The organism is Paenibacillus sp. FSL L8-0333, assembly GCF_037965665.1.
Classification (GTDB): Bacteria; Bacillota; Bacilli; order Paenibacillales; family Paenibacillaceae; genus Paenibacillus_AQ; species Paenibacillus_AQ odorifer.
Genome location: NZ_CP150186.1, coordinates 3,943,147 through 3,959,796 on the forward strand (window position 1 = coordinate 3,943,147; position 16,650 = coordinate 3,959,796).

The 16,650-nt window shown below is 43.3% G+C and carries 11 protein-coding genes; 2 read left to right on the forward strand and 9 right to left on the reverse strand.

Annotation, left to right across the window (positions count from 1 at the left end; translation table 11 throughout):
- Nucleotides 1–28 precede the first annotated feature (28 nt).
- The 4 genes from NYE72_RS17630 to NYE72_RS17645 form a co-directional block, all read right to left on the reverse strand.
- Nucleotides 29–1,333, reverse strand: coding sequence for an ABC transporter substrate-binding protein (locus NYE72_RS17630; protein ID WP_076100072.1), 1,305 nt, complete (start codon nt 1,331–1,333; stop codon nt 29–31).
- A 44-nt stretch (nt 1,334–1,377) separates the two neighbouring features.
- Nucleotides 1,378–2,643, reverse strand: coding sequence for a glycoside hydrolase family 125 protein (locus NYE72_RS17635; RefSeq protein ID WP_339210116.1), 1,266 nt, complete (start codon nt 2,641–2,643; stop codon nt 1,378–1,380).
- Between the two features lie 246 nt (nt 2,644–2,889).
- Nucleotides 2,890–4,074, reverse strand: a complete 1,185-nt coding sequence (locus NYE72_RS17640) for a GntR family transcriptional regulator (protein ID WP_339210119.1) — start codon at nt 4,072–4,074, stop codon at nt 2,890–2,892.
- A gap of 228 nt (nt 4,075–4,302) precedes the next feature.
- Entirely contained in the window at nt 4,303–4,725 is a 423-nt protein-coding gene (locus NYE72_RS17645; RefSeq protein WP_339210121.1) for a VOC family protein, read from the reverse strand.
- 230 nt (nt 4,726–4,955) lie between these two features.
- Here NYE72_RS17645 and NYE72_RS17650 point away from each other — a divergent pair, with 230 nt between their 5' ends.
- Nucleotides 4,956–6,650 (forward strand): M3 family oligoendopeptidase, encoded by a 1,695-nt coding sequence (locus NYE72_RS17650; protein WP_036688094.1) that lies wholly within the window; start codon nt 4,956–4,958, stop codon nt 6,648–6,650.
- Between the two features lie 78 nt (nt 6,651–6,728).
- On the opposite strand, the gene NYE72_RS17655 is transcribed toward NYE72_RS17650, so the two are convergent.
- A complete protein-coding gene (locus tag NYE72_RS17655) occupies nt 6,729–9,482 on the reverse strand; it encodes a sugar-binding domain-containing protein (RefSeq protein ID WP_339210123.1) in 2,754 nt (917 codons plus the stop codon).
- Between the two features lie 143 nt (nt 9,483–9,625).
- On the opposite strand from NYE72_RS17655, the gene NYE72_RS17660 reads away from it, so the two are divergent.
- Nucleotides 9,626–10,558, forward strand: coding sequence for a helix-turn-helix domain-containing protein (locus NYE72_RS17660; RefSeq protein ID WP_235219558.1), 933 nt, complete (start codon nt 9,626–9,628; stop codon nt 10,556–10,558).
- 129 nt (nt 10,559–10,687) lie between these two features.
- Here the strand turns inward: NYE72_RS17660 and NYE72_RS17665 are convergent, their stop codons facing one another.
- The 4 genes from NYE72_RS17665 to NYE72_RS17680 all read right to left on the reverse strand — a co-directional run bounded on the left by NYE72_RS17665 (nt 10,688) and on the right by NYE72_RS17680 (nt 16,529).
- Complete coding sequence (locus NYE72_RS17665; RefSeq protein ID WP_339210125.1) at nt 10,688–11,062, reverse strand: DUF1801 domain-containing protein; 375 nt, start codon at nt 11,060–11,062, stop codon at nt 10,688–10,690.
- A gap of 19 nt (nt 11,063–11,081) precedes the next feature.
- A complete protein-coding gene (locus NYE72_RS17670; protein WP_036688100.1) occupies nt 11,082–11,456 on the reverse strand; it encodes a DUF4180 domain-containing protein in 375 nt (124 codons plus the stop codon).
- The gene (locus NYE72_RS17675; RefSeq protein WP_339210128.1) at nt 11,437–11,976 is read right to left on the reverse strand and encodes an ankyrin repeat domain-containing protein; all 540 of its coding nucleotides are present in this window, start codon (nt 11,974–11,976) and stop codon (nt 11,437–11,439) included. The genes NYE72_RS17670 and NYE72_RS17675 overlap by 20 nt, the downstream gene beginning before the upstream one ends.
- A 161-nt stretch (nt 11,977–12,137) precedes the next feature.
- Nucleotides 12,138–16,529 (reverse strand): Ig-like domain-containing protein, encoded by a 4,392-nt coding sequence (locus NYE72_RS17680; RefSeq protein ID WP_339210130.1) that lies wholly within the window; start codon nt 16,527–16,529, stop codon nt 12,138–12,140.
- Nucleotides 16,530–16,650: the final 121 nt, after the last annotated feature.

Genomic DNA, 16,650 nt, shown 5'->3' on the forward strand with positions numbered 1-16,650 from the left:
CCTCCCTTCACTTCAAATGTCTTACTTATTACTTCACTACTTCATTATCCTTCAGCATTTTGTCGCCCTCTTCTTGCGATTTCTTTAAGGTCTCATCAATGCTCATCTTGTTTTGCTGGTTAAGCTGCAAATTAGGGGCCAAAGCATCAGTCTCCATTACGGAATATCCAGGGTGGTTCGGACGAACCTTGGCGAACTCCAACGTTTCCAGAAACGGCTGCCACTTTGGATCATCCTTGAAAAATGGATCTTCCATCGATGGCTTATAACCCGGCAGGTTTAGACTCGTCTTTGCCCAGAGCAACGCGTTATCCTTGTTCGCTGTCCACCATTTGATGAACTCCCATGCCTCTTCTTTATGTTTGGAGCCTTCTGGAATCACTAGACCAAATCCCCCCATGACACTGCCTTTATCACCATTTGGTCCGGCCGGAGGAGGAACGATTCCATAATCCAGATCTTTACCATATTTGTTATAGGTGCTGAGCATCCATGGACCGGAATACAGCATAGCCACTTTACCTGTGACAAAAGCATCTTGCCCTTCACCAAGTCCAAGTTCGAAACCTACTTTATACACTTTGTCCTTATTCATTAGGCGATCCCAGAACTCAAGCACTTGCTTGCCCTGCTCATTATTAAAATTGGTCTTTCCATCCTCTGTAAGCATGGTGCCGCCAGCCTGTTGGAGATACATATTAAAAAGTCCCAAATCTCCCATGGAAAAACCTGCAGTCTCCAGTTTATTGCCATTCCATTTCGTTAGCTTCGTAGCCGCTGCCTCTAGCTCATCCCAAGTTGTTGGAGGCTGAAGTCCTGCCTCTGCGAGCAGCTTCTTATTATAGAAAAGAGCACGTGCATCTACTGTAAGCGGCAGCCCATATAATTTGTCATCGTATGAAAGCTCCCGTAGGGATTCACTGTAGAAATCATCTTCGGAAATGCCGTCACGCGTTAAGTATTCATCCACCGGATGTAGTACATTTTTCGGGGCATACAGCGAAGTTCTCCAACGGTCCCAAAACAGTACATCAGGAGTGCCGCCATTGGTCGCAGAAGTTAGGAATTTCGTAATCATATCCTGTTGCAGCACATATTTTACGTGAATTTTTTCCTGCGATTTATTAAAAGCATCCACCATGGTCTCGAATTGCTTCTGCCCCTCACCGCCCCAATCTCCCCAGAAGGTAAGCTCTGTCTTTTTCCCGGTACTGCTCCCAGCTTTGCTTGTGTTTCCGGTCTCTTTGTCCGCAGATCCGTTATTACCACCGCAGCCCGCAGCAAGAGCAGTAGTCATTACCAAAACAATTGAGGTAACCAGCCATTTTTTCATGTTCTCTATCCCCTTTAGAGTCGATTATAAAAACCTTGTTGGTCTCAACCGCGCTTAATTTGCCTACCACAGCGCATGAGTACAAGCTCACAGAACATCATGTTTGCCCAAGAGAACCATGGACGTGTAAATTCATCAGGATTATCCACATGAAACCCTTCATGCATAAATCCAGTTCCAGCATCCGTCTTCTCCAGCAGCTGAAGTAAGGCTTCCTGTTCCTCAAAGCGGGTAGATGTCATTCCCTGCATCGCTAAAGCTATGGGCCAGATGTACCGATTTGACGTATGCGGACTTCCAATGCCAGCAGCCGCTTTTCCAGCGAAAAAATAGGGATTAGTGCTACTTAAAATAAGTTCACGGGTATTCTTATAGATAGGATCATCAGCACTCACATAACCCAAATAGGGAATAGAGAGAAGACTCGGTACATTTGCATCATCCATAATATTCACCTGTCCCAGACCATCTACTTCATAGGCATAGACCGTTCCAAACTCTGGATGTTCTACAATTCCATACTCACTTATTCCCTTATTAAGCTGGTCAGATAGTTTCCTAGCTTTCTTTTCCAGCTCCTGATCACCTAAAATCTCACGGGCAATTTCACACACATATCGTAAAACAACCACAGCGAACATATTGGCTGGAACCAAATACCCATATTCACAGGCATCGTCACTAGGACGAAATCCAGACCAAGTCATTCCGGTATAAGCCGTCAACGTCCCTTTGCCTTCTCGAGCTAACGTATCCGTGGGCGGACAGTTCATCCGTTGAAAAAGATATTTTGAATCGCGCTCATGGTTCTGTTCGGTAGTCCATAATGTTATGATTCTTTCTATGCCCGTTACAAATGACTCATTAAACTGACTTGTGCGACCCGCATTCTTCCAGAGCAGATAACTCAGTTGGATTGGATAACATAACGAATCAATTTCATATTTTCTTTCCCAGACTCCCGGGCTCATCTCTGTCAGATCCTCTTGGTGACCATGCCCACTTTCTTCTTCATTGAATGCGTTAGCATAAGGATCAAGCTGGATGTAAGTAAATTGTCTACGTACAAGTCCCTCAATCATGTCTGCAATTTCTTCATCTTCGGAGGCAAGGATTAGGAAAGGTCTGACCTGTGCGGCGGAATCCCGTAGCCACATCGCTGGAATATCCCCGGTAATAACAAAAGTGCTTCCGTTTGGCATTCGTTTTAAGGTTGTGTTCCAGGTGTTAGCCATACATTTCTCGAACATGTCGGCTAATTTCGGACGATCACTCAGCTGTGCTTTTACGCTAGATGCCAGTTTTTGCATCGACTCGGGTATTTCTCTAGTTGCTTTCAGTTATAATACCCCCTTTTTCTTTTTGAGCTTTGAAGCGCTTTCATTGATTAGTATATTGTCATGTAATTGGTATGTCAATATGTTTATTTATTATAATAATATATCAATACATCTATAAAGATAAATATATTTCTAAAATAAATAAAAAAACCCATCCATAAAGATAGGTTTTCATAACAACTAATATATGTTTAATTTGGATAATAACCCAAATTTCTATTTAGAGATGGATTGTTTAGCAGAGCTTGTTGATTCACCAGAAATCAACTCAGCTTCCAGCATTATCTTATTGGACACACTTTGCCCGTTCATAATTCGCAATACATTTTCTACTGCGAGTCGCCCCATCTCTTCTTCATTTTGCCGTAAATGGGTAAATGCATAACCCGAACCGAGTGGAGTTGGCGGACTATCAAAGCAAATGATCGAAATATCTTCTGGAATCCGTAGCCCAAGTCGTTGGACCGCAGTTCTAGCCAGCAGCGCAATATTATATTCCACAGCAAAAAGCGCTGTTATTGTTGGATTCTTTTGCAAATGAGAAATAAGCCGTGAAATGTCATGTTCAATATTCTCATCGTTGAAGGAATCCGGTAGTGTTGAGGTCAAATCGCTGACCCACAATCCCTTGTCTACAGCTATCCCCCGCTCCGCATGCGCTTGAATAAATCCTTCTACCCGCTCTTCAAGAGCTGTGGTATCCGCTGGAGGTGGAGAGAGAAAGGAGATGTGAGTATGCCCGAGATCAAATAAATACTCCGTACCTTTGAGTGCAGCCTGCATATTATCAGTACTGATCGATGCTGCTGCCACTCCTTTTAAATGGCGATCTACCAGAACTAGCGGGAAGCGCCCTATCACCAATTTTAGAATCTCAGCATTAAAAAATTCGCCTTGAGCCGGAAAAATGATCAGACCATCTACACCTAAGCTGAGCAACTTCTGAATAGACTCCTCTTCGTTCTCCGGGACCCCAAAGGTTCTTCTTAAAACCAGAAAACAATCATTATCACGTGAAGCCTGCTCCATGCCATAAATCAAGCCTGTGCCATAGCTGTTGCCAAAGTCGGTAATAACCAGACCGATCGTCTTTTCCTCATGGTTAAAGGAATTGAAAACAGTTCCGTCGGAGACCGTCCCCGGAGATATCGCTGATTCCATGTAATCGACTGCTGGATCAGCCACAAATGAACCTCTTCCAGGTTTTCTCACAATTAATTGTTCCGCGGCGAGCATTTCCAGAGCTTTTTTACTCGTAATCCGACTAACATTATAGGCTTCAGCCAGTTCTTTCTCAGAGGGAACCCGTTCGCCTTGTCCATAAGATTTATTAAGGATAAGTTGCTTCACTTCATCAAATATTTTTTCATACATCGGTTTGGATGATGTTGTCTCACTCATGACTTTCGTTATCTCCTGACTCTAATTTTTTCATCTTATACATAATAATATATCATGATATATTAAGTTTGTCGACATTTGTGCTGGTGCTGTAAAAAAAGAGGGAGGAAGGATGTATGGTGTAAAGTGGAAAAATACAAATATTCATATATAAACAGAGATAACCCGTATTCAGCGAATGCGGGTTAAATAAAGGCTTAGTAATAGATAAGCTTCGGATAGACTCCTTTAATTCTCAAGCTCCCATTCCGGATTCCATGCAACTTCCCACAAATGCCCGTCGGGGTCCATAAAGTGACCGGAGTAACCTCCCCAATAGGTATCATGAGCTGGGTCTACAATCGTAGCACCAGCCTTTTGAGCTAGCGTCATAACCTGATCTGCTTCTTCTTTACTTCTTACATTGTGGCCAATCGTTAATTCTGTTGAACTGGCTTGGGATAATGGAACCTTTGCCTCATAGGCCAGATCTTTCCGATTCCAAAGCGCCAGCTTCAAGCCTGCCTGCAAATCAAAAAAGGCAACTGCTCCATGTTCAAATTCGTTCCCAATGATCCCTTTGGTCGGGAATCCTAATCCATCCCTGTAAAAAATCAAAGCCCTCTCCAGATCGTCCACACCTAGTGTTATTACTGTAATCCGGGGTTTCATCTATATCGAGCCTCCTATTTTCGCTTCATTACATTGTACGGATGCGCTCATAAATTGCATTTCTACTATATTCTTAGATAATATCAAACCGTATTTCATCTAACAAGTTTTTACACTTTTGTCCATTTGTTCTTTTTTTATTCAAAAACAGCTAACACAGGTCTATCGTAAATTGCTGTTCAGAATATATAATAGAGACTATCTGGTATAGAAAGGAAGTTGAATAGTTAATGAAATTTAATGATTATCGCTATGAGCGCCCGGATGTAGAGAAGTTCAAACAGGATTTTAACAACCTGCTTAAAGATCTCAATGACACCGAGCCATTAGAAGTGCAAAAGGCTTCCGTTACCGCTATTAACAAGCTTCGCAATGAGTTTGACACGCTGCAGACATTGGTTAGCGTTCGCCATTCGATCAATACAACAGATGAATTCTACAAGGCTGAACAGGAATTCATGGACGAAATTGGGCCTATCGTTCAAGAATACATAACGGACTATTACAAAGCACTCGTCAATTCCAAATACAGAGCCGAATTCGAACAAGAATGGGGCACACAGCTGCTTCAGCTTGCAGAAGTAGCTCTGCGTACTTTTAGTCCAGAAATCATCGAAGATTTACAATTGGAGAACAAACTCTCTACAGAATACGCTCAGCTTATCGCGTCCGCTAAGATTCCATTCGAAGGCGAAGAACGCACACTGACTCAGCTTACTCCTTTTGAATTGTCCACGGACCGTGATATGCGTAAACGTGCTTCACAAGCCAGATATGATTTTATGTCTGAACATGAAAGTGAATTTGATCGAATCTATGACGAGCTAGTTAAAGTCCGTGACCGCATTGCTAAAAAGCTTGGTTACAGCAACTTTGTGGAGCTAGGTTATGACCGGATGATGCGGACCGATTATAACGCCGACATGGTAGCCAACTTCCGCAAACAAGTTCTGGAGCATATCGTACCCGTCTCCCAACAGCTTAAGAAACGGCAGACTGAACGTCTAGGCCTGGATGCCTTGAAATTTTATGACGAGAACTTCAGCTTCAAGACTGGCAACGCCACTCCTAAAGGAGATCCTGACTGGATTGTAGCTAACGGATCAAAGATGTACAAAGAGCTCTCTCCGGAAACTGATGAATTCTTTACTTTTATGTTGGATAACAATCTAGTGGATTTAGTTAGTAAAAAAGGAAAGCAAGGCGGCGGCTATTGTACTTATTTCAGCCAATACCAGGCACCTTTTATTTTCTCGAATTTCAATGGAACCTCAGGGGATATTGATGTCTTGACCCATGAAGTGGGGCATGCCTTCCAGGTGTATGAAAGCCGAAATATTAATGTACCCGAATATGCTTTTCCTACTTATGAAGCCTGTGAGATCCATTCCATGAGCATGGAGTTTTTTGCTTGGCCATGGATGGAATTGTTCTTTGAAGAGGATGCAGACAAATACCGTTTCAATCATTTGGCAGATAGCCTTCAGTTTATTCCTTACGGAGTTACTGTAGATGAATTCCAGCATTTTGTTTACAGCAATCCTGAAGCAACACCTGCTGAACGTAAGCAAGCATGGCGAGAAATCGAGAAAAAATATTTGCCGCACCGCAATTATGAAGGTAATGCTTATCTGGAACAGGGTGGATTTTGGCATAAGCAAGGCCATATCTTCGCTTCCCCGTTCTATTACATTGACTATACACTAGCACAGCTATGTGCCTTCCAGTTCTGGAAACGCTCAAATGAAGATTTCAAATCCGCTTGGAGTGATTATTTGGAGTTATGTCAAGCCGGAGGAAGCAAATCCTTTATCAAGCTAGTTGAACTTGCGGGCCTGACTTCACCTTTTGAAGATGGCTGCATTAGCTCGGTCATTGGGGAGATTGAAAGCTGGTTAAACAGCATTAATGATAAAGAACTTTAATAATACCTTGCAGTACCGATAAAAAAGCAATCCCTGCTTCTTAGCTGGGATTGCTTTTTTTTTGCACATCGAGGTTATTTAGCGATAACGAATCAACAAGTCCAGTGGATAACGACCTGCATTACGGCCATGCAAAGCTAGCCCGCCGTCCTCTGCTTGCAACTCCAAACGAAAAACACGATTGCGATCCAGCTTCGCTGCTAACTGCCCCGGTACACTTGCCTTGCATAGGTAGCCGTAAGATCCAGCCTCATCCAGCTTATTCGCTATTGGCTGATAATGCCAAGACAAAATCCCTCTGCTATCAGCCGGATCATCCGGTAAATAGAAAGAACCAATCCGCTGCCCATCCACCAGAACGTTCACTCGGGAAGGATGACGCTCTTCATCCGTCATATAATACGTATTCGGATTATATTCCACCCTCGCATCTGCCCCATGCATAAGATCAAGGCCCATATCATTAAGCTTCGTACCTTCAACATGCCGCGCCAGCAATCGTTTAGCACTTGCTTCGAACATGATCTCAATCTCACCAATCATCGATTTATCTGCTGCATCTGGCAGTGTAACCTCATATACATAATGACCTTGCCCAGCACCATTAATCTTAGATCCTTGGATAGCATCCCATTGATGCTTAAAGTTATGTTCGGTATAAGCTCCCACTGGAATTTTTATAAATTCTCCTTCACCTTTAAACAATACAGTGTTATTACCGCCTCTTACATCGAAAGTAATGAAATTCCGCGTGATCACTTCACCCTTCTCATTAATCAGAGAAACAGCAAGTATTGCAGCCGCCTCCTGACCAGGCATTGTAATGTTCAAAGAAGGAAGTATAGTGTTTCCAAAGTTATCCCATTTCACAGACATATGTCCACTTTGCGCAGTGACCCGAGTCCCCAAATTGTCGTACCACAGTTCCCATTTCAGCTTCAAATTATGACCGTGATAGCTGTCCGCGAAGCTGGAACCTAGCAAAGGTACTTTAACACTCTGCCCTGCTTCTACTGTCTGGCATGGAGGAGCATCTATCACGATAAAATCTGGGGAATGCAGATCCGCAATCGTCATCCCGGGAACAAAATCCCCATATCCAAAATCCTTATCGCTCCCGTCTAGCCGGTAATAACCATTGAACTCATTCGTAACATCACGGAATTCTGTAAATACGAATCCACATAGCTTATCATGCCGCCGGAATTCATTCATCATATAGCGGTAATGCCATGCCAAATCACTGTCCCCTGCACCACCTTCGATCCCCCACACGTTGCCGCATTCGCTGTTCATTAGAGGTGCATCAGACTGTACGTTACCACCAATACAGTTAAACTCCGACCCTGGGAATGTTTTATCTACAACCTCATTCATGTGGGCTTGCAGCTGCTCGTAACCATTAATGTAAAAGTGCCATGTATTAATATCCGATTCCACATGATCATAATTACAAGGCGAGTTATCCTCAACAATTCTAGTCGGATCAAGCTGCTTCGCCCAGCGATATTTCTCCCGCACCCATTCCTGTGTCTCTTTAAGATAACTACTCTGCTGCTGTACATCACTTGTGAGGCCAGCCTCCTGAGCATCTGTCTTCAAACCCCAGGTCTCATTGAACATAACCCACGAAAAAATAGATGGATGATTATAATCTCGTTCAATCACCTCAAGGGCTTCACTCTCATAGGAGGCTCTGGCTTTGTCATCTGGATTACCCCAGAAACAAGGCATATCTTCCATAACAAGAATGCCAAGCTTATCCGCCCAATACAGCTTACGGGGTTCTTCGGGCTTGATATGAATTCGCACCATGTTTAGTCCCAAACGTTTCATTAGATAAATTTCATCCCGCATGTCTTCATCCGTTGGATAGGTGAAATAACCTGTCTTGTGATAGGACTGATCAAGAGTGCCGTTCAAATATATCGGCTTGCCATTTAAGGTGATCCACCGATAATCACGATCGTCAAAGCGGGCAGTCTGAATTTCGCGAATTCCAAAATAAGTGCTGACTGTATCTGTACCAAACGATCCACTAAGCTGCAGTTCACCTTCGTATAAATAAGGAGTTTCTGGACTCCACAAATGCGGATTGGGAATATCGATAGACAGCTTACATTCGTTCTCCCCTGCTATAAGCTGCAGCTTCTCTGTATGAACAACGGAATGATCAGCGAATTGCAGCGTAAAATCTGCCGAACCCGTTTTATGCGCAATTATTCTTGTAGTTACCTTCACCTGTCCATCTATACTGGTCACAAACTTTGCATCTTTCATATAAGTTTCGGGGCGTGCTTCAAGCCATACAGGCTGCCAAATTCCACGGATTTCTCCATATCCTTGTTTGCCCCGCGCTTGATAAGCATGATCGAAATCCTCAGCTCTTACGACAATATTATTCTCACTGTTAGCTGCCCAGTAAGGTGTAACATCAAATTCAAATGAACCATATCCACCTTGATGTGAACCTACATGTTCTCCATTTATCCACACATCACATGAATAATCTACTGCCCCAAAACGTAAAAACAATCGTGTTTGTTGGTCGATAGCCTGCCCATTCACGGTGCGTCGATACCAGCCGATTCCTTGTTGATCGCAGCCAATTCCGGATAAGGGACTTACCCAAGAAAAAGGTACAGTGATCATTGAATCGTAAGCGATTTCAGGATTGGAGTACCATAACGCCTTCATACCTTCGTTGTTCGGATCAAAGTTAAATGACCATTGCCCATTCAAATTCATCCATTCCTGACGTTGCCAATGTGGATGAGGGTGTTCAGATCGAGGAATCTCAAGTGTCTCAGAAGCTAATATAGAAGTTGTCATTTGGCGAGCACAGCCTTTCAAAATAAGAAGTTGAGCCCATTTTAGCACCAGTATATTATTTTCGCAATGTTTATTATGATTTTACAATATTCACTCTTCATTGTACAATAACCTCAACCCATCCTAAACGAAAAGGAACAAATATGATGAATGATATTTCACAAGAAACGATACGTTATCCCGCGTCACGCATTTTAGATGTAGCTAAAGCACTGTCTGGTGACGTCCGCGTCCGCATTCTTGAAGCCCTTGGCGAAAAGCCTATGAGTGTCAGTCAATTAGCTGAGACGTTAGGTGTAGCTCAGCCAACCATATCTATCAATGTGCAGACGTTAGAACAGGTTAATCTTATCTCGTCTACGCAAGGAGCAAATCGCGAAAAAATCTGTGCGGTTACCTGTCGCTCTATTCATCTCGATCTCCCTTCGAAACTAGGGGATGGCCTGCATCAAACCGAGGAAATACATATGCCCATCGGCATGTTCTCCCGCTGCTCCATACAACCGTCCTGTGGGATGGCCGGAAAAGATGGTGGCGTCATCGGCTCCCAGGATGATCCAAGAGCATTCTACATGCCTGAACGAGTCGATGCCTCACTCTTATGGTTCGCGGAAGCGGGTTATGTCGAATACTATTTTGCCAACCCCCTGCCTCCAGGCGTCGAGTTGGATGAAATCCGCATTTCGGCAGAAGTATGCTCAGAAGCCCCTTCGTTCCGAGAGGATTGGGCCAGTGATATCAGCTTATCCATCAATGACCAGTTAGTCGGGACTTGGACTTGCCCCTCCGATTTCGGTAACCGCAAAGGGAAGCTAACCCCTGAACGTTGGAGAAGTGGAACTGAATATGGAGCTCTTACTACATGGAGTGTCTCTAAATCGGGCAGCAGCTGTAATGGTTCTCTCTCATCTTCCACTACAATCAGCTCTTTAAAGCTGGCGTTTAATGAACCTATTCGTGTACGTTTTGAAATTCGGGAGGATGCACTCAATAAAAGAGGATTAAATCTGTTCGGAAGTGGGTTCGGGGACTATGCCCAGGATATTATACTGGCATTCGTACGACGTCCGCAATGAGGATAGAAAGGCAAGAAGTGCCTCGTAAGAGGATCCAAATGTTCACTAGCTTCAAGAAGAAGATCAACAATGGATACACACTTCCAGCCCTAGCCAGACGTACAACTCTATTTCATACCAGTAGACGCCTTATTTTGCTTCAACTTTTTTTAGATTCTCAGTGACCCTGAAGGTTACAATCTTGCTAATTAATTCATAAGGCATAGGCTTATCAATGGGAAATTGAACGGAACCTTTAGCACCTTTATAACCTGATAATTCATCTTTAAAAGCATTAATTCCACTTGGTGTGGGGTAGAATCCAATATGCTTGGGATAAGCAGCGAAATGCACCAAATTTCCGTGTAATGCAAAAGTAGGCATCTGATAGCTTATTTTTTCCTCTGCTTCCGGTGCCGCCTCTTTTATCACCTTTCTTAACGTATTAAGGATTTCCTGAACCTCAAGCGAAAACCCGGAAATATAGGCACCGATCGATTCATATATGATTTTACTTTCATCCATGATATAACTCCTCTCTGGATCATCTCCACGATTTGCATAAATGAAGGGCTGCTAAAGCCTCAGCTTCAGTACTTTTGAACAACATCTTATCGCCTTGATTGCATTCGTAAATAAAATCATTCAGACTTTTGCTGTTATAGCTTGTAAATTCTCCTACGATAGCAACTCTCATCTGATAGTTTGTATATTTTTGAGCAATCTCACCAGCAATTCCAGACTTTAGCTCGAAAAAATCATCCGTAATCTGTTCCTTCCTCAGAAGCATTTTATCGCATCCTTGGTATTTCACATTCATCATTAAGTCTAAGGCATCCCTTACATTATTGATAATGATCTCTTCTCCAGAGATTATAGCTACCGTTGAATCATTCTTATCATCCACTGTGATTTTCATTCAAGACTACTCCTTTTCCGCGGAGAAATTCTGCAACATTATGATTACTCTGCTTAATCGCAACCGACCATGCAGATTCACCACTTTTAATTTTAGCAGAAATGTCGGCGCCATGTTCGATTAACAACTCTATTAGTTCTACATTATCCGTATGAAAAGCAGCAGAATGTAGGGAAGTATATCCATCACTATCAAATATATTGGTCTTGGCCTGATGTTGCAAAAGAACCCGGATCACCTCCATATTTCGCTCACCAGCAATTGCCGCATGTAATGCTGTGTTGGATGGAATATAGCTGATTTGGGAATGTGACATTGCATCAATGTCAGCACCATAGTCTAACAAAACCTGAACAGCCTTCACTTTACCAAAATGCGCGGCATAACCAAGCGGTGTAAGACCTTCGTTATTCTCCATATTCGCAAGGTTCGAATGAGCTTCCAGGATTTCTTTCAGCCGTTCTACCTGGCCTGATTCTGCTGCCTGAAATACATCATTAATGATTGGATTTATTTCCATAGATTTCGCCTCTTTTCTAATTATCGTATAAACGATCTAAGTTATTTTTTCTGGATAACTATCCATTCTCCTGCTTGGCTAACCATAAAAAGAAAAGAGGACTCGTTCAATGTTCTTTGAACGAATCCTCTGTCTTCATCACAATTCTGGAGCTTAGTAGATTAAATTAAATCCGACTTTTCAAGTAGCCGCTTCACGATCTCTGCAACCTCAGCTCTTGTCATATCATCTTTTGGAGCAAGCCCTTTACTGCTTCTTCCCATGATAATACCTGCCTGCAAAGTGTCAGTAACTCCACTGATCGCCCAGTTAGAAACCTCACTACTATCTGTAAATGGAGCTAACAAAACGTCAGCCGATTGAACAGAAAGCTTAGTCTGTAGCGCTGTAATTTTCATCGCTTTGGCGATAATTAACATCGCTTGTTCGCGGGTAATATGTTCATCAGGGCGGAACATACCATCTTCAAAACCATTGATTAATTGATAAGCAAATGCTGTGTTGATCGCACTGTTATACCAATCCGTGGTCTTTACATCTGAGAATGGTGTTGCAGCTTGTTCCATCTCAAGTCCCAGACCGCGTACAACAATCGCCGCAAACTCTGCACGGGTAATGGCTTGATCCGGAGTAAATTGACCATTACCTGTTCCCTCAATGACTAATCGAGAGCCCATATCGTTCACTGCCTCTTTTGCCCAGTGATTAGCCACATCACTAAATTCAAGCGGATGCCAGATTACGGAGTAAGTACCTCCGCTTAAGCTGTTGATAGTAGCAAAATATTTGCCATCAATTACAACCACTTTAGTAGGTACATGGTGTACCGAACCTTCGGAATCAACATACACTCCAGTTGTAATCTTGTTCGGGTCCATCCCCTCAGGAATGGCTATGGTACGTTTAACATACGTATTGAATTGGGAAAGTTCAATACTCTTATCTCCGTAGATACCTCTGGCCGTAAAATTAACTGGCGCGGAAACTAATGAAAAGGATCCTTTTTGCGCAGCTGCTTCTAAAGCTTTAACTTTATCGGCTGTAGGGGCGCTAATTTCAATCTGTATCTTAATATCTTGCAAAGCTACCGACTTGCCGATTTGCTCGTTCAAAGCGTCAATATTAATTTGCTGAGCAGGCAGTGTAAATGTCGCATTTCCTGTTTTGATCTCAAGAATTGCCTGATTACCCTGCATATTTTTAACCATTTGTCCGTTTAGTTCGCCAACTATAACATCAGATTTACTATTTGCAGCGATAGAAACTACCGTACCTTTACCTTCAGTGGCGAGCTTGTCCTCTAGCTTCTTCTGATCTAACACAATCGTGGTTAACGTTTGCTCATTCCGTTTACCATTCGTTGCGGTTCCCACTGTTTCCGCTTTACCATTGATTAGGATGGAAGCATCATTTACCACAGGTGCCGGAGTTGCTGATGGGGTTGGTTGCCACGGAACAACATCACCACCAGATGAAGTGCTAGGAACAACTGCATTGGACTCAGCAGAGGATTCGCTGATGCCAGCTTTATTGATTGCCTGTATCGTGAAGGTATAGCTTGTTCCATTCGTCAAACCACTGATTGTCAGCGGACTTCCAGTTCCCGTAACCGTCAAACCTCCCGGATTAGCAGTTACAATATATCCTATGATTTCGCTGCCTCCATCGTTCACCGGCGGTATAAAGGTGATGATTGCTTGACCATTCTCTGCAGTTGCAGTTACAGATGTTGGAATTCCTGGTGCTGTAACTGGCTTAACAGGAGCCTTCACAGTGACGGTTGTAGAAGCCGTATAACTTCCATCTTTCGTCGTTACCGTAATGATGGCTGTTCCCTCACCAATCGGAGTTACTACTCCATAAACAACCTTAGCTACTGTCTCATCGCTGGAGCTCCAGATCACACCTTTATTTGTCGCATTAGCAGGTGCCACTGTAACTTGTAGATTACCGTCGCCTTCACCCACCGTTAAGTTAAGTTCTGTCTGGTCTAAAGTCACCCCAGTTACGATAACGCTAGGTGGCTTAGGAGCGGCTACATTAACTGTCGTTGAAGCCTTAAAACTTCCATCTTTCGTCGTTACCGTGATAACTGCTGTACCCTCTCCAACCGGAGTTACTACTCCGTTCACAACGGTCGCGACTGTCTCATCGCTGGAGCTCCAGATCACGTCTTTATCCGTTGCATTGGCAGGCTCTATTGTTGCTTTTAGGAGTCCATCAGCTTCTCCAGCTGTTAATTCCAGTGTCTCCTGATCTAGCTTCACTCCAGTTACGTCCACAACCGACGGGATTGGAGCACTTACACTAACTGTGGTTGAAGCCTTAAAACTTCCATCTTTGGTCGTTACCGTAATAACTGCGGTACCCTCACCAACCGGAGTTACCACTCCGTTTACAACGGTCGCAACTGTCTCATCGCTGGAGCTCCAGATCACGTCTTTATCCGTTGCATTGGCAGGTTCTATTGTTGCTTTTAGGAGTCCATCAGCTTCACCAGCTGTTAAATTCAGTGTTTCCTGATCTAGCTTCACACCAGTTACGTCCACAACCGGCGGGATTGGAGCACTTACATTTACTGTGGTTGAAGCCTTAAAACTTCCATCTTTCGTCGTTACCGTAATAACAGCTGTACCCTCACCAACCGGAGTTACCACTCCGTTTACAACGGTCGCAACTGTCTCATCGCTGGAGCTCCAGATCACGTCTTTATCCGTTGCATTGGCAGGTTCTATTGTTGCTTTTAGGAGTCCATCAGCTTCTCCAGCTGTTAATTCCAGTGTCTCCTGATCTAGCTTCACTCCAGTTACGTCCACAACGGGTGGGATTGGGGCACTCACATTTACTACAGACGAAGCAGTAAAACTTCCATCAGTAGTCGTTACCGTGATGATCGCTGTTCCAACGCCAACTGGAGTTACCACTCCGTTTACAACGGTTGCAACAGTTTCATCACTAGAGCTCCAATTTACTGTTTTGTTCGTGGCATCAGCAGGTGTTACTACGGCACTAAGTGTGTCCCCTGCTTCTCCTTGTGTTAAACTCAGTGATGGTTTATCCAAAGACACTCCGGTTACGATTACATCCCCCGTATTGTTTACCGTCACATTAAAAGTGTAGGTGTTGTTTAATGTTCCATCACTTACTTTGACTGAAATCACACTGGTGCCAAAAGCATTCGCTGCGGGTGTTATTTCTAAAGTTCGTTGCTCACCACTTCCACTTATTTTCAGTCCATTATTCGGAATTAAGAGCGTATTCGAGGAAGTAGCTGATACTTGTAGGTCATCTCCATCCACATCGAGGACCTTAAAGGATCGTGAGACCGACTTGTTTTTATCGGTTGTAGTATTCCCCATAAAACCTGTGTCCTGCTTCCAGGTTGCCCCAGTAATTGTACCGTTCTTAAGGGGAAGACCAGAAGTATTAATAGCGACATTCCCATCATTGCTATTCGCTAATTTATAGTTTAAAGCCAGATTAGGCTCCGAGCCTGTCAAGTCGACATTCATTTCTCGAACAATATCACTTTGGGTCTTGGCTTTACTCCAGAACCTCACGTCTCTCATTCCACCGTTATAATCTCCGTCCTGTCTCCACGTGCTTTTTCCAAGCCAGTTATTCGGACGTGCAACGTTGCCTACAGTACTTAAATCCATAGCCCCTTCTGCCTTAAGTACACCATCCCAATAAATCCGTCCCTTTTTCTGACTGTGATCATAAACAATCGCGACATGAACCCATTTAGAAATCGGGAAATCCTCAGTGACATTAATATCTCCCTTATTAGTGTAGGCAGTGAAATTCATCCGTTTGCCGTTAAAACCCACAAAAATATTGTGGTTCTGCTCTGCGATCGATGATTCAAAAAATCTCATCCAGGTCTGAAAAGCATCTACCTTCAAAAATCCTTCAACTGTAAAAGAATTCCCATAAATCCGTTGATCCGGGAAGGTCACATAATCCCCGTTACCGTCAAAACTAAGATAGTCCCCACCATTTAGTTCTGTCAGATAAGGTGCATCGTTCACTGGATTTACAGTAATTACGGCTATACCCGGATCTGAGCTGAACGCGGCAGATACTGTGGTATTCGCATTTTTTTGATAATTTTGATAACCTGATGCTGTCGTATCCCATAGCTTAAAGCTAATGGAAGCAGTTCCGTTCCAGTCTTTAGCCGGGACAAAACGGATTTTCTCCGATTTCAGCAGCAGAAAAGCATTACTGTTCGACACCGGCTCGATATTATACCAAATTCTTCCCACCGTGTTGTAATACTGCCAGGCCCCTTTGGTATTATCTAAAGCTACTACAGCAATCCCTGTTGACGCTGGATCCGATACTTTTCCTGTCAAAAAGCTGGCTACCTCAACCCCTGCGTTGGAATAGTCATCTTCATTGATGGACGTTATTATAGCTGGGCTATTCTCGATCCAACCTAAACTAGCTTTTGCACTTATGATTGGAGTTTGCATAGGACCCACCCCCTGCACCACAAGTCCAGTACATAACGAAATACTAATGCCTATTTTCATAAATGATGGCTTCAAACTCTATTTCCCCCTCTAGCATAAATCATGTCATTAATTCGACAATAATCGAGAGTATTATACAAAATTAAGATAAACAAAAAATAAACAAAATAAGAACCCTCGATAACCATCCATTCGA

Bases quoted from the DNA above. Each gene is read 5' to 3' on its own strand.
- NYE72_RS17655 (WP_339210123.1), bottom strand. From the start codon at position 9,482: ATGACAACTTCTATATTAGCTTCTGAGACACTTGAGATTCCTCGATCT.
- NYE72_RS17650 (WP_036688094.1), top strand. From the start codon at position 4,956: ATGAAATTTAATGATTATCGCTATGAGCGCCCGGATGTAGAGAAGTTC.
- NYE72_RS17670 (WP_036688100.1), bottom strand. From the start codon at position 11,456: ATGAAAATCACAGTGGATGATAAGAATGATTCAACGGTAGCTATAATC.
- NYE72_RS17660 (WP_235219558.1), top strand. From the start codon at position 9,626: ATGATGAATGATATTTCACAAGAAACGATACGTTATCCCGCGTCACGC.
- NYE72_RS17665 (WP_339210125.1), bottom strand. From the start codon at position 11,062: ATGGATGAAAGTAAAATCATATATGAATCGATCGGTGCCTATATTTCC.
- NYE72_RS17635 (WP_339210116.1), bottom strand. From the start codon at position 2,643: ATGCAAAAACTGGCATCTAGCGTAAAAGCACAGCTGAGTGATCGTCCG.
- NYE72_RS17630 (WP_076100072.1), bottom strand. From the start codon at position 1,333: ATGAAAAAATGGCTGGTTACCTCAATTGTTTTGGTAATGACTACTGCT.
- NYE72_RS17675 (WP_339210128.1), bottom strand. From the start codon at position 11,976: ATGGAAATAAATCCAATCATTAATGATGTATTTCAGGCAGCAGAATCA.
- NYE72_RS17645 (WP_339210121.1), bottom strand. From the start codon at position 4,725: ATGAAACCCCGGATTACAGTAATAACACTAGGTGTGGACGATCTGGAG.
- NYE72_RS17640 (WP_339210119.1), bottom strand. From the start codon at position 4,074: ATGAGTGAGACAACATCATCCAAACCGATGTATGAAAAAATATTTGAT.